Source organism: Simkania negevensis Z (assembly GCF_000237205.1).
Classification (GTDB): Bacteria; Chlamydiota; Chlamydiia; order Chlamydiales; family Simkaniaceae; genus Simkania; species Simkania negevensis.
This window is the reverse complement of sequence record NC_015713.1, coordinates 2,095,461-2,116,952: the sequence shown is the minus strand read 5'-3', so window position 1 is coordinate 2,116,952 and position 21,492 is coordinate 2,095,461. Positions and strand designations below refer to the sequence as shown.

The 21,492-nt window shown below is 42.0% G+C and carries 10 protein-coding genes; 9 read left to right on the top strand and 1 reads right to left on the bottom strand.

Going from position 1 to position 21,492, the window contains the following annotated elements; all coding sequences use genetic code 11:
• Positions 1-136: 136 nt before the first annotated feature.
• From SNE_RS10330 to SNE_RS10300, 7 genes are all read left to right on the top strand, one after another.
• Positions 137-421 carry a chorismate mutase gene (locus SNE_RS10330; RefSeq protein ID WP_013944371.1) on the top strand — a complete coding sequence of 95 codons (285 nt, stop codon included), beginning with the start codon at positions 137-139 and terminating at the stop codon, positions 419-421.
• Positions 422-517: 96 nt separating this feature from the next.
• A complete protein-coding gene (locus SNE_RS10325; protein ID WP_013944370.1) occupies positions 518-2,023 on the top strand; it encodes a glycine hydroxymethyltransferase in 1,506 nt (501 codons plus the stop codon).
• Positions 2,024-2,056: 33 nt separating this feature from the next.
• Positions 2,057-2,692, top strand: coding sequence for an ATP-dependent Clp protease proteolytic subunit (locus tag SNE_RS10320; protein WP_013944369.1), 636 nt, complete (start codon positions 2,057-2,059; stop codon positions 2,690-2,692).
• Between the two features lie 8 nt (positions 2,693-2,700).
• Positions 2,701-3,477: a diaminopimelate epimerase gene (gene dapF / locus SNE_RS10315; protein ID WP_013944368.1), complete on the top strand. Its 777-nt coding sequence runs from the start codon at positions 2,701-2,703 to the stop codon at positions 3,475-3,477.
• Positions 3,474-4,592: an alanine dehydrogenase gene (gene ald / locus SNE_RS10310; RefSeq protein WP_013944367.1), complete on the top strand. Its 1,119-nt coding sequence runs from the start codon at positions 3,474-3,476 to the stop codon at positions 4,590-4,592. The genes dapF and ald overlap by 4 nt, the downstream gene beginning before the upstream one ends.
• A 22-nt stretch (positions 4,593-4,614) precedes the next feature.
• Positions 4,615-8,319, top strand: coding sequence for a DEAD/DEAH box helicase (locus SNE_RS10305; RefSeq protein ID WP_013944366.1), 3,705 nt, complete (start codon positions 4,615-4,617; stop codon positions 8,317-8,319).
• Between the two features lie 311 nt (positions 8,320-8,630).
• Positions 8,631-9,551 carry a YncE family protein gene (locus SNE_RS10300; protein ID WP_013944365.1) on the top strand — a complete coding sequence of 307 codons (921 nt, stop codon included), beginning with the start codon at positions 8,631-8,633 and terminating at the stop codon, positions 9,549-9,551.
• Between the two features lie 181 nt (positions 9,552-9,732).
• Here the strand turns inward: SNE_RS10300 and SNE_RS10295 are convergent, their stop codons facing one another.
• Positions 9,733-10,257: a rhodanese-like domain-containing protein gene (locus tag SNE_RS10295; protein WP_013944364.1), complete on the bottom strand. Its 525-nt coding sequence runs from the start codon at positions 10,255-10,257 to the stop codon at positions 9,733-9,735.
• 498 nt (positions 10,258-10,755) lie between these two features.
• Here SNE_RS10295 and der point away from each other — a divergent pair, with 498 nt between their 5' ends.
• A complete protein-coding gene (gene der / locus SNE_RS10285) occupies positions 10,756-12,123 on the top strand; it encodes a ribosome biogenesis GTPase Der (protein WP_013944361.1) in 1,368 nt (455 codons plus the stop codon).
• 157 nt (positions 12,124-12,280) lie between these two features.
• Positions 12,281-21,487, top strand: a complete 9,207-nt coding sequence (locus SNE_RS10280) for a DUF3638 domain-containing protein (RefSeq protein WP_013944360.1) — start codon at positions 12,281-12,283, stop codon at positions 21,485-21,487.
• Positions 21,488-21,492 lie beyond the last annotated feature (5 nt).

Below are 21,492 nucleotides of genomic sequence, written 5' to 3'. Positions count from 1 at the left end.
GATAGGTGAGTTTCTTATTTTTTTCAGCCTTTTTATTCTTTCTCAAGTTTTTTACGAAAATTTAGAGGTTCAGATTGCTTGAAAAAACGAAGCTCTTTTATTTGAAGAGAAAGGAAAAATTACAAAAGGTGAAGTGATGGGTATTGATCCGAAGCTAGTCAAGTTAAGAAAGCAACTTGATCACATTGATGAACAAATCATCAAACTGTTTGGCGAAAGGCGCAAAGTCATTCAAACTGTTGCACAGTTCAAGAGAGAAACAGGTGGTGAAGTGTACGATCCCAAAAGAGAGGAGCAGATTTTTGAACGAGTACGATTGATTGCGAAAGACCAAAAACTTGATCCTTCTGCGATAGAACAAATTTTTCGTTCTCTTATCACTTACTTTCGAGAAGAAGAAGGTCGTGATTTTGGGACTTAAGCGAGTAGATTTTTTTTGAGAGGGGAAAATTATTCGACGAGATAAGAGGGTTTGTGACATAATTACTCATTTATAGGAAGAATAGTGGGCTGGTGGATGTCATATTTAAATCAATACTTTGAAAAAACTCCGGAAAGCAAACGCAGCAGTGCGACAATTGCTTATCTTGCCGGACTTGATCATTTGCGAAAAGATAACCCTGAAATTGTTCAGGCGATTATTAAAGAGCTGCACGATCAACGTAGTTACTTGAAAATGATCGCTTCGGAAAACTATTGCTCCCTTGCAACCCAACTTGCAATGGGAAATCTCCTCACGGATAAGTACAGTGAGGGGTATCCAGGGCACCGATTTTATGCAGGGTGCGATAACATTGACACGATCGAATCTTTAGCAATACAAGAACTTAAGAAGTTGTATGGATGTGACCATGCTTATGTCCAACCTCATTCAGGAGCCGATGCGAATTTGGTGGCCTTTTGGGGAATTCTCGTTCACCGCATCCAAAATAAGGAAGTCGAAGCCCTAGGAAAAAAGTCATTAGATGAGCTTTCCCCTGAAGAATACGAAAAAGTGCGCCAACTCATGCTGAATCAAAAGGTCATGGGGCTTTCGCTAAGTTCGGGAGGGCATCTTACTCATGGTTATAGGCATAACGTTTCTGCCAAGATGTTCCGAGCAGTATCCTACGATGTGAATGCTGAAACTGAGTTGATTGATTTCAAACAGCTGGAAGAGCAAGTTAAACGGGAAAAGCCCGCCATCTTGATTGGGGGATATTCTGCATACCCACGCCTCATTAATTTTGCAAAAATGCGCGAAATTGCCGAATCAGTTGGGGCTGTTTTCATGGTTGATATGGCCCATTTCTCTGGCCTTGTTGCTGGTAAGGTAATGCAAGGGGATTATGATCCTGTTCTTCATGCTCACATTGTGACATCGACGACACATAAAACCTTACGCGGCCCTCGTGGGGGAATGGTTCTTTGCAAAGAAGAGTATCGTGAAGTGATTGATAAAGGGTGCCCTCTTGTGTTAGGTGGCCCGCTTCCTCACGTTATGGCGGCTAAAGCTGTTGCTTTTCGTGAAGCTCAGACCCCTGAGTACAGAAATTATGCAGAGCAAATTGTGAAAAACTCTCGAGCTTTAGCTGAAAGGTTGCTCGATCGAGACGTGAAACTCTTTACAGGGGGAACAGACAATCACCTCATCGTTTTCGATGTGATGACGAGCTTTGGTTTGACAGGACGTCAAGCTGAAACAGCGATGCGAGAAGCTCTCATGACGGTCAATCGCAATGCGATTCCATTTGATGTGAATGGTCCTTGGTATACTTCAGGGGTTCGTATTGGAACAGCTGCCTTGACCACCCTTGGCATGAAAGAAGGTGAAATGCATCAGATTGCCGATTTAATTGCCGATCTGTTAAAAGCATCAAAAGCCCACATTGTCGATAAGACAGGAAAACCGAGTAAGGCGAAGGTGGACATTGATTCCATAGTCTTGAAACGGGTACAAGAGGAAGTGACAACGCTATTGGGCAAGTTTCTCTTGTATCCTGAATTGACAGACTTAGCCTTAGCAGAGCAAGTGTTAACTTAACGTGAGTTCGCGTTAACTAAAATAAGGATAAATATGCCGCTTACAAGAGATGATAAAACGATCAGATTAGATGACGAGGATGAGGATGAAGGAACAAAATCCAAATCATTCAACCAAAAGCTGGAAAATCTTCTCCTAAAGAAACGACGTGTTTTTCTCTCCAGCCCAGTGACAGATCAAAGCGCGAAAGATATCATCAGTAAACTTTGGTATCTCGAGTTTCTCGAACCCGGAAAACCTATTCTTTTGGTGATTAACTCTCCAGGAGGCTCTGTCGATTCTGGCTTTGCAATTTGGGATCAGATTCAGATGATCTCATCACCAGTCACAACCCTTGTGACGGGTCTAGCGGCATCAATGGGATCGGTTCTCAGTTTGGCTGCCGCACCAAAGAAACGTTTTGCGACGCCATCGGCTCGGATCATGATTCACCAACCACTCATTTCAGGCGTCATTCAAGGACAGGCAACTGATTTAGAGATTCAAGCGAAGGAAATCATCAAGACACGTACTCAAATCGTTGAGCTCTATGCGAAAGCTACAGGAAAAGAGCCCAAGGCGATCGAAAAGACAATTGACCGCGATACGTGGATGACTGCAGAAGAGGCGATCGACTTTGGTCTTCTCGATGGAGTCGTGAGTTCTTATAAGGAACTTGGCTTTGAATAGTAGCAGGCATGCGTTTCTATAAGTATCAGGGAACCGGAAATGACTTCATTTTGATAGAGAGCGAGACGGTTCATCTCCCTACTCATCAAATTAAACAGCTTTGTGATCGTCGCTATGGCATTGGAGCTGACGGGCTTATTTTTGTACGTCGCCCCAGCAATGCAGATGCAGAGATGGAAATCTACAATGCCGATGGGATGCGCGCTGAAATGTGTGGGAATGGTCTCCGCTCTTTAGTTCAGTTCCTGATCGATCGAGGAAATCGTCAAAAGTCATTTACAGTTGTTGCGAGTGGAAAACTCTACAAAGCAGATATTGAAGAAGGGAAAATCATTGTTGATATGGGAGTTCCGAAAATTCTTGAGGAAGGGATCATTGATGGACTCTCCTTTTTTCATATTGATTCGGGAGTGCCTCACTTTGTTCACTTCTGTGATGACATGCACCAAGCAGATTTTTTTCAAGTTGCACGGGGATTACGATACCACCCACATTTTTCTCCTTCAGGGGTAAATGTGAATTTTGCTAAACTCCTTCCCTCATGTCTTCTGCAAGTTCGTACATATGAACGAGGAGTAGAAGGTGAAACGCATTCTTGCGGAACAGGTGGCGCTGCTGCCTGTGTGGCCGCTTGGAAAAAATATGGCATCAAGGGGCTTCTAGAGGTGGAATTTCCTTCACAAGAGAGACTTCAATTTGATTTATTAGCTCATGATGACCTATTAAGAGGATTGAGTATGCGAGGACATGCAGCATATGTTTTCGAGGGAGAAATTGGGTTATGAAGATCGGAATTCCAAAAGAAATAAAAAATCACGAATACCGGGTTGGTGCGACGCCGTCCCTTGTTCAGTCGCTCATTAAAGCAGGACATGAAGTGTCTATCCAGCAAGGAGCTGGAGAAGCGATTGGGTTTACAGATGGCGACTTTAAGTCAGTGGGAGCCTTAATTGTTCCTACTGCTGAAGAAGTCTACCGAGCGGAAATGATTATTAAAGTCAAAGAACCCCAACCTTCAGAGTATCCTCTTCTTAAAGAAGGGCAAATTCTATTTTGCTTCTTGCACCTTGCTCCTGACCCAGAGCAGACAGCAGCGCTTCTCAAGCAAAAAGTGGTGGGTATTGCCTTTGAAACTGTGGTCGACCATAAAGGGCGTCTCCCTCTCCTCATGCCGATGAGTGAGGTTGCGGGGCGGATCGCGATCCAAGCTGGTGCAAATGCGCTGCACATGGTACATGGAGGACGAGGAGTCCTTCTTGGTGGTGTTCCTGGAGTTACACCAGGCAAGGTCGTCATCATTGGAGGGGGTGTTGTGGGAACACAGGCTGCTAAAATGGCTGTTGGTCTCAAAGCAGATGTGACGATTCTTGATAACAATGTCCAGCGATTACGCGACCTTGACGATCTCTTTCGAGGTAAATTGAAAACTCTCTATTCCACTCCAGTGACATTAGAAGAAGAGGTTGTTTTAGCGGATCTCGTTGTAGGCGCGGTTCTCATTCCAGGAAAATGTGCTCCAAAGCTGGTGACTAAGGAAATGGTCAAGAAAATGAAAAAAGGAGCTGTGATCGTCGATGTTGCGATTGACCAAGGTGGATGCGTTCAAACGTCGCGGCCAACAACACATTCTGATCCCATTTATATTCAAGATGGTGTAGTTCACTATTGTGTGGCAAATATGCCGGGTGCTTGTGCGAGAACAGCAACGATTGCACTGACAAATAGCATCCTACCATATGCATTGCAAATTGCTAAAAAGGGATACAAGCAAGCATTGCTTGAGGATCCGTATCTTCTTCCAGGGCTTAATGTAGCCTTTGGAAAAGTGACAAATGAAAATGTCGCTGGTGATTTAGGGTATGAATACTACTCTCCTGAGGATGTCCTCAAGAGTCTCTAAATCCGCGTTTAGGTTTTGAGTTATGACATTTCCCTTTAAGAATGAACATGAGCAGGAAGGGGATCTCCTTATTCAATCTGGAGATGTGAAAAGCATTGTATTTTCAGAGGGGACTTACCAAGTTGAAGTCTTTGATCAGAAATTAGGTGAAACCTTTTGGCCTTTTTTACAGATCGATGACGAGGGGGCGCTCAAAGATTCATTTTGTACCTGTGAGACAGCTGAAGCTGAAAAATCATGCGCTCATTTAGCAGCAGCATTTTTGCAGGTGAGTGGGGTCGAGCCCCTTCATATTCAATTTCACTCTTCTTTTTGGAATCACCTTTGTTTTATGGCGTTCACGCGTCATGGAGCCGACACAGGTGTGTTAGAAAAAAAAGGAGAGAAAGAATTTATCTGCCCTTCTCCGAAAGGAGAAATGCTTTTTTCATTGAAAATCAAAACCCAAAAAGGGCAAGAGCTGCTCGATGAGTATGTTTTCAATCGTGTGGCTGAAACGGAAGAAACTTCTCTCAAGTTTTCTAACCTCTCGTCTGAAGAGCTCGCTTTGTGGAAGAGAGGCACACCGACTCAAAAGTTACAATATGAGCTCTCGTTTTGGTCAGATCTTGCCAAATGGATGATGACGAAGCAACTCTTTCGTGAAAAGTACTCAATTGATTTTCAAAATGCAGATGCTGTTCTTCCCAAAAAGGTGGTTTGCCATTTTCCCGATCTAGATTTGGAGTTCTACATTGCTGAAGTGAATTGGGAAACTCTCATACCCTCTCTTAAAGATGTCGATTCACCTCTGAGTGTGCATGAATTTCAAGATATTCATCTTCAGAAAATGACTTACCATCCCGAGACAAAAGAAATTCGCATTCATGCAGAGCCAATTGCAGAAGAGAAAATCAAAGAACGTACCCGGATTAAAATCGGGGAGTGGGAATTTCAAAAAGGGGAAGGTTTTTTCCCAATCAATATGAATCCACTGCTCAAAAAGAAGGTGATCTCTCAAAAGCAAATCGGAGAGTTCTTATCTCATAACATCAAAATACTCGAAAAATATCTTGTGGGAACGAAAATCTCGCGTGAAAAAATTAAACCTTCTTATGAACTCAAGTTTGATGCGCAAAAGAAATTACACATTTCGTGTTACGCTTTTCAAGCTGGCGATCTGCAAACGGCGGAAGTCACGTTTTTCAAACCCTGGGTTTATCTGAAAGAAGAAGGGTTTCATCCGCTAGATGAAATGCTTTTTGATGGATTTGAAAAGGTGATTCCTCCTGAAGGAATCGGGGACTTTATTAATGAGCATAAACTGTGGCTCAATCAACATGAAGGGTTCCAAATCCACTTGTCAAATGTTGAATTCCATTTGATTTATCGTTTTGAGGATTTAAAGAGGCTCCGTTTCGAAAACGAGTCGAAAGCGTTTGAAGGCTCAGACGAGATTCTCGATTTTGGAGACTGGCTTTATATCAAAGGCAAAGGATTTTACAAAAAGCTGCGCGCGCGTGGCCTTTTAAAAATCACGCCCGAAACCGAAGTTCTCCACTCCGAAATACCTCAATTTATTCATGAAAATCGAGAAGAGCTCGAGCAGATCAAATCCTTTTTTAATCCCCGTCAGCCTGTTGAAAGCGCAGGCTTAAATATCTCACTGGATTCAACTGGAAAAATTCATATCGAACCCGAGTTTCTCTTTCTTGCAGACTATGTTGGGAAACAGGTCCATTTTTTGGGGGATTTTACCTATGTTGAAGGAGAGGGGTTTGCAGAAATCCCTCAAGCGGCAAGACTTCCTGAAAAATACCGTAACTCCAGAACCATATTAGAATCGCAAGAGCCCTATTTTGTGACTGTTGAGCTCACGAAGCTCAAACCATTCATTCAGAAAATAGATAAGCGACTGAAGCGACCGCACAATCTCAACTTAAAAGTGAACTATCTCCAACAAGACCCAAGCACGCCCGGAAAGAAGTGGATCATTGATCTCGTTTATGAAAGTGAATTTGGAGAAGAATCGATTGGAGTGATTAAAGAAGGGCTTGACCACCACCGCTCATACGCGATTACAGAAGCTGGCCTCATTTTTTTCAAAGACCCCCGTTTCAATTGGCTCAGAGAACTTTCTGAAAATCAAATTGGCTCCAATGGGCAAAGTGTCGAACTCACGACACTTGAATGGATTCGGCTTAGAACCTATGAGGATGTCACAAGGCCCACTGGAAACTCTGAGAAAGAAAAGAGAACGCGTGAATTACTTGAGCAAATGGACAGCTTTGAGTCGGCAGAGCTGCTGAATCTCGATGCTTTAGAAAGTACCCTTCGTCCTTACCAAGAAGTAGGAGTCAAATGGCTTTGGTTTCTCTACTCCTATGGACTTTCGGGACTTCTCTGTGATGACATGGGGCTTGGGAAAACCCACCAGGCGATGGCTCTTTTAGCTGCTGCATCTCATGCAAAAGAGAAGGCAAAGTTCTTTGTCGTCTGCCCCACCTCTGTGATTTACCACTGGGAGGAATTGCTCAGTCGCTTTTTACCAAGCTTGAAAGTCGTTGTTTTCTATGGAACTCAGCGGTCGCTGAAAGCATTTAATATCAAAGCCGATCTTTTGCTCACTTCCTACGGAACTCTAAGGAGCGAAAAAGACGCCATCTCGAAAATTCCCTTTGATGTTGCCATCTTTGACGAGACGCAAATTGCAAAAAACATGCAATCTCAGACCCATCAAGCGCTCGCAGCAGTCAAAGCTGGAACAAAAATTGGACTGACAGGAACGCCGATCGAAAATCGGTTGCTTGAACTCAAGGCTCTCTTTGATGTGGTTTTGCCAGGGTACCTCCCCTCGCAAGCCCAGTATCGTGAACATTTCATCAACCCAATTGAAAAATACCAAGATAAAGAAAAAAAACAGCTTCTTGCTAAATTGATTCATCCGTTTGTGCTCCGACGCAAAAAAAGTGAAGTTTTAGATGATCTTCCCGAAAAAATCGAAGAGATTGCCCGTTGCGAACTTTCTGAAGAGCAACTTAAGCTTTACAAAGAAGCTTATGTCAAATCGCGAGATAAACTTCTCAAGGAAATGAAAGACAAGCAAAGTGAAATTCCCTACCTTCATGTCTTTGCACTTCTCAATACACTTAAACAGATTTGCAATCATCCCAGTTTGATTCTCAAAGATATCGCAAACTATAAAGAGCACCAAAGTGGAAAGTGGGATTTATTTGTCGAGCTCCTAAGCGAAACCCGCGCGAGTGGGCAAAAACTTGTGGTGTTCACCCAATATCTCGACATGATGAAAATCATCGAGAGTCATTTGAAAGAGCACGGAATTGGCTTTGCCGCCATTCGTGGGTCGACCCAAGATCGGAAAAAGCAACTCGAAACTTTCCGTGACGATCCCGAATGTGAAGTGTTTGTTGCATCACTAAAAGCGGCTGGCACAGGAATTGATCTTACGGCAGCCTCTGTTGTGATTCACTACGACCGGTGGTGGAATCCCGCAAAAGAGAATCAGGCGACGGATCGTGTCCATCGTATTGGGCAAAATCGAGGAGTCCAAGTCTTTAAGATGGTCACGAAACGAACTGTTGAAGAGCATATTCACCGCCTCATCGTGAAGAAAGAAGGACTTTTAGAAAGTGTTGTTGGGTACGACGACCAAGATCAGATTAAACACTTCAACCGAGAAGATATCCTCGAGCTCATCAGTCAAATTAACAAAGACGTTGTAGACTAAAGAAACTTTTTCCATAGAGTTTTCATTAGGCAAGCATCTGTTTTTTCAGCTACTCGCATGTGAAATATTCCTCAAAAATTTTATTTGAAAAAAAAATTTATGTATAATGCGTTTATTTCTAACTAGGAGATGAAGATGAGAAGCTTGTTATTGATTCTTTTCACTTGGATGACTGCAATAGTTTATGGGTTGTGTTGAAAAAATACACCTAAGTCATTGACGTTCTGTAAACGCTTTCACAGATTATCAGTGACTTAAGTCGATTTATTCAACAACACCTAGTTTATGCGAAAGATGGAATATTTGTCCAAATGCCATATAATAGTCTTGCTTTCGATTTAGAAAACAAGAATCAAATTGCAAATCTTCAAGGTACATATAAAGCTGTTACTGTCGATGTAGAAAATGCTCTTGCATATTTAGTTGTTTCTTATGGCGTAGATAGTGCAGGGCATTTGGAAATATTTGATATCAATGCAAAACAGATGGTAGGGACCATCGACTTAATTATCGAAGAAGCATCTTCCAACCCATATTCTATAGTTTTGAGCTCCAAAAGAGGATATGCGTATATTCTAGACACAGGAGGTAATAAAATAGTGGTGATTGATTTAACAAATAAAGTCCAATCGGGCAGTATACCTTTGAACGAAGCTCCAAAATCTCTAGCAATAAGCCCAGATCAGAATAATCTTGTGATTGCGAGCGCTGATTCGAAATCTTTGTTTGTTTTAAGTTTAGATACTCATAGGATTTATATGACAATTCCTACAGATGCTGAACCCAATAATGTTATTTTTTCTCCGAATAATAGAAGGGTATTTTTTTCTCAGGCAAATGATACAGTTGGGGTTTTTGATTTGATTGCAAGAAGAACTATTGCAACGATTCCTGTTAGGCACAATCCACAAGGCTTAGTGATGAATCCCGATGGGTCTAGAGTTTATGTTGCTTGTAATTCAAACATTGATGGAGGTGTTTCAATTATTGATGCTAAAAAGAATACCGGAATGGGATCTTCACAGTGTCAATTGATTATGGCAGGTTTTCCTAGAGATTGTGCTGTCAATCCAGAATCGACACAGGTATTTTGTATTACTTCTTTGGAAGATAATTTTATTCTTCTTCTGGGTAATGATGGAATAGCAGATTGCGATGACTGCATAAATATTGAAGGTCCTTTTACAAATCGACCTTACTACAGCATTCACTACATCAAGCTGAAAGATTAAAAAAGATATTAACACGAAATCTGAAGTTGTTTGAGTATATTTCTCTTGTTTCTCAGCATTCTTTGCTGGGAGTAAGCAAAATAAACTTAAAAATACAGGCTAAAAATTTCCTTCGCGCTCTCGAAAGTAATCAATTATCAGAACATCGCATTATTTGAGCTATGAATGACTCTAGTGTAAACTACCGATTCCAAGGCATCTTTGAAAGGAATATGTCTGTGTAGCAAACACCTCTAATCGCTGCATAAAGCATCCCTGCGCCCACAAAAAATGGGAAAAGAAGAAACCACTTATTCCATGCAAAAGCGAGAATGAATCCTAAAATAATCAAGGACCCTGCAATAAGATAGACTTGCCGTTGAATTGAAAATGGCATTTTTGATCCTTTGATAACAGGCAGTCCGGCGTTTTCCCAGTCTTTAGAGTGACCTTGTACATGGACGAGTTTACTCGGATCGATTCCTTCTTCTTCAAGCAGTTCACAGGCTTGCTTACAACGGACACCAGCTGTGCAGTAAAAGTAGATTTTATCGAGCTTATTAAGATGATCTTTGTGAGAGCGAACATCTTTAAAAGGGAGGTTTTCAGCTCCTTCGATATGAGCTGCTTGGAACTCACCCGGTCCTCTAACGTCGATAATTTTTTGATTCTTAGGGAGTTCTTTTTTTAGAATCTCTTTAAACTCTTTGAATGAAATTTCGTCCATAGTGCCGTCCTCTTTCTTTCCTAATAGCGCAGAGTGACATTTTTCTACCACGGTGATCTTATGAACTCTGAGTTTCTTCCCTTTTTCTCAGGTTTTTTTTCTCATTCTTCCTTGCTTTTTTGCCTCGAAAACAGCTCTTCCCGAGCCAAAAATACCGAAAATTTAAGAGAACTCTCTCTCCTGAGGCTAAGCAAAAAAACCAGAGTTTAGGCTTATACTCAAACAATTTCAAAAATTGGATTTTCGGCTGTGCCAAAGCACCGTAATTTACCGATTTTAAGTGAACTCATATTCCTAATATTAGACCACTTAAAATCGACGAATTCCGAAAGCTTTCGCGTTGCCCAAACCCAATTTTTGAAGTTGTTTGAGTATATACCATTTCTGCTAGGGGAGAGCCCTTTTCTTCGAGAAACTCGGGGCGATACCATCTAGAGTAAATTTTTTTTTGAGAGACCGTCTCTTTATTAATTTGGAGCAATAAGGTATGCTATATTCATGAAAACAAAAATTGCTTTGATTGGACGACCCAATGTGGGGAAGTCTGCTTTATTTAATAGGATCATCGGGAAACGGATCTCTATTGTAGATGAAATGGAAGGGGTAACCCGAGACCGTCTCTACGGAGAAGGGGACTTTTTTGGCCGCCCATTTGAAATCATTGATACAGGAGGAATGGATCCAACAGGTGAAGTCGCCTTTGCCGAAGAGGTGAGACGGCAAGCCGAAATTGCTATTGAAGAAGCCGACTCCCTCATTTTAGTTGTCGATGCAATCATTGGAGTCACAACCCTTGATGAAGAGGTGGCACGAGTTCTCAAGCGAACAACCAAACCCCTTTGCCTTGCAGTGAATAAAATTGATGGAGAACATCAAGAACCTCTCCTCGCTCCTTTTTATGGATTGGGAATTCAAGAGGTGATCCCTGTTTCTGCAGTGCAAGGAAGAAACGTGGTTGAATTACTCGAAAAAGCCCTTGCACCTTGTCCAGAACTCGAGGAAGAAGAAGATTCTGCCGCAGGAATCAAAGTCGCCTTGATTGGACGACCCAATGTGGGCAAGTCGACGATGATCAATAAGTTGCTGAATGAATCAAGGTGTGTTGTCAGCCCGATTCCAGGAACCACCCGTGACAATATCGATGTCGAAGTGACCTTTGAGGGAGAGACCTTCACGTTTATCGATACAGCAGGAATCCGTCGCAAAAAGTCAGAACACGATGTAGTCGATAAGTTTGCAGCAATCCGAACTGAGCGAGCCATTGAACGTGCCGATGTTTGTCTTCTCATGCTTGATGCACAAGAAGGACTTTCTCACCAAGATAAGCGGATCATGAACCAAATTGAAAATGCAGGTAAAGGATGTCTTCTTTTTTTCAATAAGTGGGACCTGATCAAAGGGGTACGGATGGAGCATTGCTACAAGAGCCTTGAAATTGAAGCCTCTTTCATTCAGTATTGCCCAATGATCTTTGGATCGGCAAAAACAGGGCGCCATCTCGATCAAATTTTTTCTGAGCTGCGCAATGTCTATCACGACATGCATCAACGTATCTCCACAGGAAAACTCAACCAATTTTTAGAAAAAGCCATGCAAAGGCGCCACCCTCCAATGATCCAAGGAAAACGGCTTCGTGTCTATTATATGGCGCAGGTGACCACAGCGCCTCCTCGATTTATCTTCTTTGTGAATGATCCAAAGAGGATGAACGACGCCTATAAAAAATACTTGATCAATCAGTTCCGAGATGCCTATCGGTTTTCAGGAACGCCTCTCTTTTTTAGCCTACGTGGTAAAAAACCACGTGATGAGAAAAAATCTGAAAAAAGAATTATCGAAGAAACCAATCTCGTTTTTGATAATTAATCGTCATAAAAATTGTTTTTATTGCGCACTTAAGTAATTTTCTTTTTTTTCTTTTTTTTTCTTTAAAAAATAGATTGTGAATAATTTTCAATTTTGGCATCATTTTGCCCTGAATTAAATAAAATTTGTCTGAAAGGCATACATTTAGGGTAAAAAGATGGCGATTCGTTCGATTCTAGATCCGTTTATTTCTCATAAAGCGGTTTGTGACCTAGGCGCATTAAAGAAGCAAGCAACTGATGGCGATTGGAGTCAGATGCTTCGCCTTAAGTGGGTGGTAGTTGTGGATGTGATTCCTGGGCTTGCTGCCAAGTCAGTCGGGTATCTAACGGATCTCTTTTTTCATATCGTGACGTTCAATCTGTCACTTATTTTTGCTGATATTAGATTAGCCCTTAATGCAGGAATGCAAGCGGTAGGTTTTACAGTGACCCTTCTTCCAAGTGGAGTTGGAAAGATGGGGTATGGTCTAGTTGAATCGTTTAGAAAGTCAGAGTTTACCTTCTTGATTTCTAGAGATATCCAATACATTGCGAGCCGAGTGAGGTCTTCTTATCATGATGGCCCTGAAAAAGAAAAAGCTTATGATGCCTTGCAAAAGCTTCGAGATGAAATGAATACTTTGGGGTATTTAACCTTTGCATCTTTGGATGAATTAGCTACAGCTTGTGAACCTTTTCGGTATTCAGGGAGTATCAGAGAGACGCTCCATTCTCTTCGCTACCTTGCTGTTAAACTTTCCCCAGATGTGGAAAGTAAAGGAACCGATGTTCAAGCCATCGAACAAAAGGAAAAAACATTACTTTCAGATAAAAAGAGCGGAGCAGCGGCTGCTGTAGATCTACCTCCAGATTTGACAAGTCTTTTTTCGGTTGTTCATGGAGGTTTTACAGGAGATGTATTTTATCCAGCGAATGCAGAGCAACTGGCGGGATATCTGCTTGAGCTCATCAAGAGAATTCGATCAAATGAGCGAAAGGAAATGCATGCAGCTCTAAGTGATCACTCTGATCGCATTGACCTTCTCGAAAAAAGGTTAAAGATCATACGGGAATTTGAAGGGCTAAAGAAAACATATGGGAACGATCATAAAAAGTTTGCCCAGAAGGTTCTAGAAAAACTTGCGACTGAAAAAACGATTAGCATTCCTTCAGGAATCCTCATGGGGCCTGTTGCTCAACGCGCTTACATCACTTTTAAACTTGAAGAGCGGGATGGGAAACAGTGGATTTCCGGTCAGGTGATCAATCTAGGTCAAGGTGCTGAAGGAGCGATCTTTGATGATGAATTTGGTCGTCTACGCATCCACCCAGAATTGGTTTTGCGTCCAGCGCCTCTAGAAGAGGTTCAAAAGAGTTTTTTTTGGCGCACATTTCTCAACCTTGGTCATTCCACACAAGCAGATGGGAATCCTACCCAATTGACAATGGATGACTTTACAGAAAAACTTCTCGGTGAATGGCCGACAAAGACAGGTGGTTACCAGAAGCGGGGGAAAAAGTTACAAATTGCCCCTAATAGTGAGTTCACAGCTTTAAAAGAAATCATCCAAGACGTGTTAGGACCCAAGTGCAGTGAAGTATTTATGCTTGGTTTTTGCGATGCTGTGCTAGAAGACTATGTGGGAGAAAAAGAGATCACAGAAGAGAATTTATATGCGCTGAAAGAAACCTCGTCTCATTTAGCACGTAAAGCTAGACGGTCTTTTGCAGAAATGGAAGAGCTATCGACGGCCATTCAGAAGAGATTAGCTGTTCTTGATCGAGGCATTCAAACATTTGAAGAGGGGAGAAAGGTTTTATATGAACAAGGGCGCATTCCTTGCGAGGTGCCGTTTCAAGAAATCCTCCCAATGCCAGTAAGAGTTTTAACTCACCAGCCACCCGTGACTCGGAAAGTCGTATTGAATCCCCCTGATGGGAATCTTCAAGCTAAGCTCAGCTATTATTTAAATGAGGGTGGTCATCATCGTTACTCTGATCGGGACCGCCTTTGTATCCTCCGCCGAGGAGTCGAAACCATTCCGAGTGTGAGCGACCCAATTTGGGAGACCGATGAGGGAATAAGATTGATCGAAACGGCGAAAGATTTAAAAAATTCATGGTTTCGTCAGTTGAGTGGAGATCGGTATCATGGTAGATTACTTCACATGGGATCTGATGATGCTGCTCTTATGTTAAAAGTCATCACCGTTGAATTTAAAGTGTATTCTCAGATGGTGGGAGCAAAAGGGGTTAGAGATTTTTTCTTGTCCCGAATGAAAACTGTTTTAGAGTCCGATGGACTGTTTCTTCTTAGGCCCACACATCCAGATAGGATGCAAGAATTCCGTGAATCGGTTGACTACATCCTTAAAGAAAGCTCTGAGTTAAAAGCTGCAGACAACATTGCTTTGATGGATGTGAAAGTCTCAAGTCTTGATGGACTGAAACGGTATCCTCATTTGTATTATCTTTATGAGCATTTACAAGCCCACCCAACTCTTAAGCAAGAGCTGAAAGATCAAATTGAGCAGGCTCGTTTACAACGGATTCCTCCGGATCATAAGCCTGCGACTGATTTAGATTGTGTGCGGGAACTTTATTCAGGATGGAGACTTCTTAGCCATCCCGAAGAGCCAGTAGAGTGGAAAAAATTGTTCCATTGCTGGGGAGAATTCTTCGGTTATTTTGGCGTAAGAGCTTCAAGCCAAAGTTATCATAAATTTTCGCATTATGCATACGATTATTCCGGCACTCACGAATTTGTAGAAGATTTTTCAGGAGTTTATAATTCTAAGAATGGTTATTCTGATCGTTTCCCCGGAACAGAGGATAAAGAAGCATGCCAAACAAACCTTTTCCTCGAAACCTATCCAAATATCGAAGGGAGAGAGGCTGAAAAACTTTTGCCGATTCTTAAAAGAGAGCTCCGTTATGACAACATAGATAAAATTCATGAGAATCAGCATTTGCTTCTGAATGAGGGAATTGAAATTGAAGAAGAAGGGATACCCTTTTATGAACTTCAAAGCCTTTTAGGGATCACCACCTATAAAGACCTTACAATAGATCTTGCGGTGAAACATTTTGACCGCTTTTTCCCACGGATGCGTAAGCAGATTTTCTGCACCTTTTTCCAAGCATTTTTGACGCAAGTTTTTATTGAAGAAGGAAACACCCATAGTTTGCTTGAACGTGCTTCTAAGTCGTATCCAGAGCAAGTCTTCCAGTTGTTAGATTTCTTGCAGAAAAGACGGATTAGTTCCAAGCGTTACAATTGGGATCAAACGACTAGCTTTCTCTTCTGGATGGAAGGGGTGGCACTATCCTATTTGATCCGGTACCAAAAAGATGATCCTCAAGTCGAGACGGCGTATCAAAACTTTTTAATGCAAACCCGCTACCTCATTGCAGGAGAAAATGAACCTGAGCTTCAACTTGACCTTTCAGGGCGTCTTGTCTCTCTTGGGCCTTATTTTGAAAACACGGCGAAAAAAGATTCGTTCAGGGATTTGATCAATCGAGTTGTTGGGGGCGTTTCCGATGTACCTGACAGGTCCCGCGAAGAAACAAGAAGATTGGATCATGGTTTTGTCACACATGTTGGTGACATTGAACGTACAACACTAGAAAATCGTACACGTGTGATCAATACAGAATCGTTTCAAGGAGTTTACAGGCGCGTTCCATATGCGCAGCTTGGTGGTCTCTGTGTTCGTGCTCGGTGCTATCCTTTTTCAACTAACTTTGAGTCAGATGGATTAGAAGTTTACAGGCAAGATGGGCGAGACTTGGTTTTTAAACAAGGTGAGATTCTTCCTTCTTATTGTATTGAAAATGGACGGATCGAGCTACTTGAAAAAGGAAATCGGACAGGGCTTTACCTTGCAACGTCTTCTTATGATGCGCCAATGGGCCAATTTTTAGACCGGATTGCTCCTCCCAAAGATCTCTACATCTGGAAAAATAGCCAAAACAAAGTCATTCGAGTCGATTACAAAAAGTTAGGGCTGACTCTCAATTATGAAAGCGATCCTGAAAATCCAACACTAGGACACTGGATGAGCTCAACGCATCCAGGATATCATTTAGATCCTAGTTTTCGATCAAGTGAGTTTGAACCTTCATCCCATTACCTCGTCTTGCGCAACAGCAAGGGTCAACGAGTTGTGTATGTTCTTGAGGCTCCATTTACAGCATCTGGACAGCGAGAGAATCTTACTGAGAATGCCCTCTTTGCAATTACAAAGGAAAGTGCTAAATCTCTTCTTGTCTACCATTTAGACGAAGAAAAAGAAATCGATTTTTCAAAAATGGGACATGAAGAGCTGCTCTATGGAATGTACCTTACATTACAGGAACGTAATTATGACAAAGCTGCTCTTTGGTTGAAAGAGTGGGAAAAACAAACCCCTCTCCATACCGAGCGTACAATTGGTATTTTGAATTATTTTATCTCGATGATAGGAGAAGGTGGTTTTGATACAAATCCTCGCTCTCTTGCTATTCGTTTGAAATTGGAGCTCAGTGTACTCAATGACCCGCTCTATAAACTCTCAGAAGAGGAAGAAAAAAAGCTGAAAGAGGCTTTACTCCAAGATGGAGTGAAATACCGTCATGAGCAAAACAATGTGTTTCCTTTTAAACTTTCAGAAGACCAATTCGCGCAACTGAATACGCTCATTCCATCGAACTTCGTCTACTACTTAATGACGCAAGTTCAAATGTTTCTTACGAAGTTAGGTACGTTTGCCAATGGGGCTGATCTCTATCGTATTCCATTTGATCAAATCCCTTTTTCAAAAGATGCGCTAAAAGAGCTCAAAGGAATTGATAATGTCTTGCGCCCTCATGACGTATTTATTCAAAACTTTTTGGCTTATTATCATTTGGCAAAAACTGCTGCCCCTTCAGATCCTCGGATCGAAGAGCTGCGCTATTTACTGAGATCTTGCTCATTAGATAAATCTGATACAGTTAAGGCGATCAGAGAAATTCTTCTGGGGGTTTTAGACAATCCTTTTGCATTCCCAAAAACAGAAGAACTTCTTGTCTTACAAGAGACTTTTTCAAAAGAGCAAGTGATCACTCAACTTTATAATGATGCTAAGCAAATAAATTTAATGTCTTTCATCAATGAAGGACTCTCAATCATTTATTCAATGACAAAGACTTTTGTGCTACAAACTTACGAAACTCATAAAGCCAAAATAGTTTTATGGACCATTCAAATGCTCCTTGTGATCATGATTTTGCGTATCCCAAGTCGCTTTTTAGGTCCTTTTGCAGAGCTATGTGAAGAACGCTACTTTGGTCTCTTTTTCCGCTCTCTTCTCTCAGCACTTTTAAGGCCTGCAATTGAGTGGAGCTCAAAAGAGTTAGAAAGACTTCAAAAACCGATCATGAGTCGGATTTGGTCAAGCGAACCGAAACCGCTTCCTTATCTTAAGCCGACTATGCCCGCAGAGATTTTTACGCCAACACTGACGTTTAATTCCCAATTAGATGCTCCGATTAAAACGTGTCTACGCTTTCAAAGTTCAGACGATCCTTATCTCATTCCTGAAAGGTGTGATAAGAGCCAAGATCTCAAGACATTAGAAGAGATGCGCCGTAAATTCACCGCTGCAAAAGAAGACTCTCGAGAACCTTGCGTTCAAAGAGAGCGTGCTAAATTCCTGAAAGGGCTAGACGAGAAAAAAGCAGAGCTCGAAAGAATCAACGGCACAGTGGAATACAAGATCAATCAAAATCGTATTGGAGCTCTTCGCGCTATTGTTCGAAAAGAAAAGGAGAAGTTTGAGCAGATAGCTAGAGAAAAAAGTAGTCTCGTTTTACGTATTGCACATCACTACCCTCCGCAGCTTCATTTAGAAGTGAAAGGTGGATTGCTTCAAGCCCTGTCATTAGAAGAACTGATCGTTGCTTTTGGACGAAAAGATCATGAGAAAATCTTGCGCAGTAACCCTTCGCTTTCACGAGAAGAATTGGCCCGTCTTGAGCAACTCATTGGAGAGTATCTCGTCGCAAAAACAGCTGAAGATCGATTAGCCGTTGCATGTCAAAAGCTCTCCCAAGCAGAAATGTTGCATACCCGTTTAACAGAGACACAAGCTCGCAATAGAATTGCAAATGCTTTTTATAGCTGGCGAGGGCAATACCATGATCCTGCAAAAGATCAGCGAGAAGTCGACGCGCTCCTTACTGATAGCTTGCAAATTCTTCAAACGAAACGGTGTTTTGCTGGTGCGCAGAATCCTCACTTGCTCGTCTTTGAATATTTCATGAAACTCACCTTGAGACAAAATCAGGTGACATTCTTAGACCGTTTAACAGGGGCAATGGGAGATCCCAAAACTTTGGAGCGCATTATAGAAGAAGCGCACACAGGATTTGGAAAATCAAAAGTAGCGATTCCCCTTTGGCTTTACTTGACAAGTCAGTCTGGCCGTATTGCCATGATTACAGTTCCCGAAATGCTTCTCGAAGAAATGCGAATTCACTTAAAACAGGTTCTAGGAAAAGTCTATGACCAAGGCATTTCTCCCATTTACTTTGATCGCACACGTGCAAATGATCTCAATTACTTGAAATACATCAATCAAGTTTTTGAAGATGCAGAAGCGACTGGAAAGTGTGTTGTCATTTCGATCAACTCGCTCCACGGAATTGCTGTTTTAAAACACAAAGAGAATTATTTCAGGCGTGCACAAGAAGGTCTTCCTGCAGAGTACATCGAAGAACTCGATAAAACGCGCTGCATTTTAGCTGAAAAAGTTTCGAACTTTATCGATGAAGCGACAGACGCACTTTACATCCGTTATTCTTACGATTATTCAGTAGGGCGAAAAAAACCACTCGGAGTTTCCTACATTGAAACGACAAGAGAATTGTACGACCTTCTTGTGGAAAATACCGAGCTCTTAAAAAGAATCGACTTTGATTTCATGCAGCAAGCGGAAGGTAGCGAGACTCAAAAGTATGTCGATGAAGAGACCTATGAAAAGGTGGTTCTACCTGCTCTTATTGAAAGCGTGATCAAGAAATTTGCGATCCCAACTCAGCACCAGGCTGCTGCTCGCACGAGTTTAGCTGGTGGGTATGATGCTGGATGCGAAACGTTTTTTAGTTCGCTCAATCAGAAAGAGTCGAGTCAGTTTGCTCAGATTCGTAGAGAACTTGTGACATATTTCAGACAGAGTTTCAGTTGCCGTTGGAACGAACGGTATAAACTTGGAGAAGATCGAATTGCCTATCCCGCTCGAAATGGGAAGCTTATTCCTCGCTCGCAGTTTTCTGCACTTGACCTCATTTTGAATTTCACTATGCAAGCGAATATTAGAGTGCCATTTGAAATGAAGCATATTGAAGATTTCATTGAAGGGCTCATCAATGATTCCCTCTCCAAATCTCAACAAGAATTTGAGGGAAGTGTTGGATTCCGAGTTTACCAAAGGTTTAGCAACATGCTTGGTGGATTACCGCAGTTTGCCGAATTGAAAAAAGGACATAAACAGGCGCTCCTTGAAGCCATCAATAGCACCCCTCAAAACCGTCTCCTCTTTACAGAAGGGTATGTTCTTCCAAAACTGGAGTACTTCCCTCGTAAGATTGTCAGTTATCCACAATTGATCTTCAATCGGGTTCACAACCAAGGGGCGACTGGAACGCTTAGTGAGAACGTGCCAAGCGGATTCAAGCTCAATTTTGACCCTAAAACGATTTTCCGTAACTTAATCGTGCTTTGGCAAAAATCGAAAGATCAACTTTTCTCCATCCCGAAGTTGGAAGGAAGAGAACTGATCAATCATCTGTTCCACAATTTCAATGGAAACTTTAATGTAATTATTGACATTGCAGGATACATTAGAGGGTTTTCATCAAGTGAAGAGCTTGCTCGTGCGATTCTCGAAGTCACAGCCCATAGAGCTTCTCCTATTGATGCAGTTGGGTTCATTGACTCAGAAGGAAGAAACCTCATTCTAAAACGAGGTGCTTCTGCTCCTGTGCTCCGTGCCAACGCCTCAATTGATGTTGACCGAATCTTCCAGGTCTACAGACAAGAAGACGTCATCGGATTTGACATCAATCTTGACCGTGAAGCAAAAGCCATTATCACATGTGGACGTTTCACTCGAAGAGACTTTTTCATGCAAGGCGCTGGACGTCTGCGTGGTCTTAATAGCGGAATGGTTGCCTCTTTCGTGACGATTGAAGAAGAAATGGAATACATCCGTGAAGCGCTTGAGATTCCTAAAGAGCAGCAGATGCTCTTCGAAGACTTGTTCTTGTATGTCTTCAACTTAGAAGGAGAAAAACAAGGAGATGAAGCTTTTGATGTCATGTATCATGAATGGCTTGCAAAAATTGAGAACCTCTTCTGGAACAAAGATCTCGATTTACCCATGTCTGAGCGAACAAAACTGTTCAATCAACTGGGCAACTTCTACTGCCAAAAAGTCTTTCAAGATCCCATTGGGTCTCTCCGCTTAACTCGCGAAGAGCTCTCAATGGACGAGGTGACTGAAGGAACTCAAAGAGAACTTCTTTCAACATTTGAAAAAATCGTTGCGGAGCATCCTAATCTTGCAGAAGACTATGCAAGAGACAAATTAAAACCTCTCATCGAAGGTCAATTTGAAAAAAATCGTTTAAGAGAAAAAGCAACGCAGCTCCGAGGTGGAAGTGAGCTTCAACTTTCGTTTTCAGAAGTTGAACAAGAAGATGATAAAGATCTTGAACTCGAGATGATTCAAGTCAAAGATCTTGCGCGCAGTTCAGCGCTCTTCTTCGAGCCTGAAGAGCCTCAGCCACTTGAGCGTCCTTATGACGATCTTGGACAGTATCCCAAAGTTCAACGGTTCCATCCTAAGAGTGAGAGGTACGTGAATCCCGATATTCTTTGCTGCGATAACTTCTTTAGAATTTCAGAGTACATGCCTGAGCTCTATCGCGTGACAATGAAGCCTGCACGTTACTCGCTCATTGTTCAAAACCGGAAAGAGAAGACTTATCAAGTCGTTCTGCTTGATCTGCATACAGCAAATGAGATTTATGCAGCAATGAAACAAGATAAAGAAGATGGGCGCGTGCGTCATGATGACTTTGATTACTACCTCATTGGAAATGATACGATGAATCTTCTTGCAGCGAATGGCAAAGAGAAGTGGACGCAAGAGACAGCAAACGAGACCAACTTAAGAGCTCTCATGCTGGAAGCGCGGCCCTATACAGGAAAGCTCGATTTTGACCATGAAGATCAAACAAAGCTTCAAGAAAGTGAAATCGCAATTCCATTCTTCAAAACGATTGAAGACCGGTTTGTGAAGCCATGGCCTTATTATCAAAGATCTCTTGATAACTACTCAGCCCTCGTGATGTAAAGAAG

What these genes read in the sequence shown, in the direction of transcription:
- SNE_RS10330 (WP_013944371.1), top strand. Translation starts at nt 137, where the DNA reads ATGGGTATTGATCCGAAGCTAGTCAAGTTAAGAAAGCAACTTGATCAC.
- SNE_RS10325 (WP_013944370.1), top strand. Translation starts at nt 518, where the DNA reads ATGTCATATTTAAATCAATACTTTGAAAAAACTCCGGAAAGCAAACGC.
- SNE_RS10320 (WP_013944369.1), top strand. Translation starts at nt 2,057, where the DNA reads ATGCCGCTTACAAGAGATGATAAAACGATCAGATTAGATGACGAGGAT.
- dapF (WP_013944368.1), top strand. Translation starts at nt 2,701, where the DNA reads ATGCGTTTCTATAAGTATCAGGGAACCGGAAATGACTTCATTTTGATA.
- ald (WP_013944367.1), top strand. Translation starts at nt 3,474, where the DNA reads ATGAAGATCGGAATTCCAAAAGAAATAAAAAATCACGAATACCGGGTT.
- SNE_RS10305 (WP_013944366.1), top strand. Translation starts at nt 4,615, where the DNA reads ATGACATTTCCCTTTAAGAATGAACATGAGCAGGAAGGGGATCTCCTT.
- SNE_RS10300 (WP_013944365.1), top strand. Translation starts at nt 8,631, where the DNA reads ATGCCATATAATAGTCTTGCTTTCGATTTAGAAAACAAGAATCAAATT.
- SNE_RS10295 (WP_013944364.1), bottom strand. Translation starts at nt 10,257, where the DNA reads ATGGACGAAATTTCATTCAAAGAGTTTAAAGAGATTCTAAAAAAAGAA.
- der (WP_013944361.1), top strand. Translation starts at nt 10,756, where the DNA reads ATGAAAACAAAAATTGCTTTGATTGGACGACCCAATGTGGGGAAGTCT.
- SNE_RS10280 (WP_013944360.1), top strand. Translation starts at nt 12,281, where the DNA reads ATGGCGATTCGTTCGATTCTAGATCCGTTTATTTCTCATAAAGCGGTT.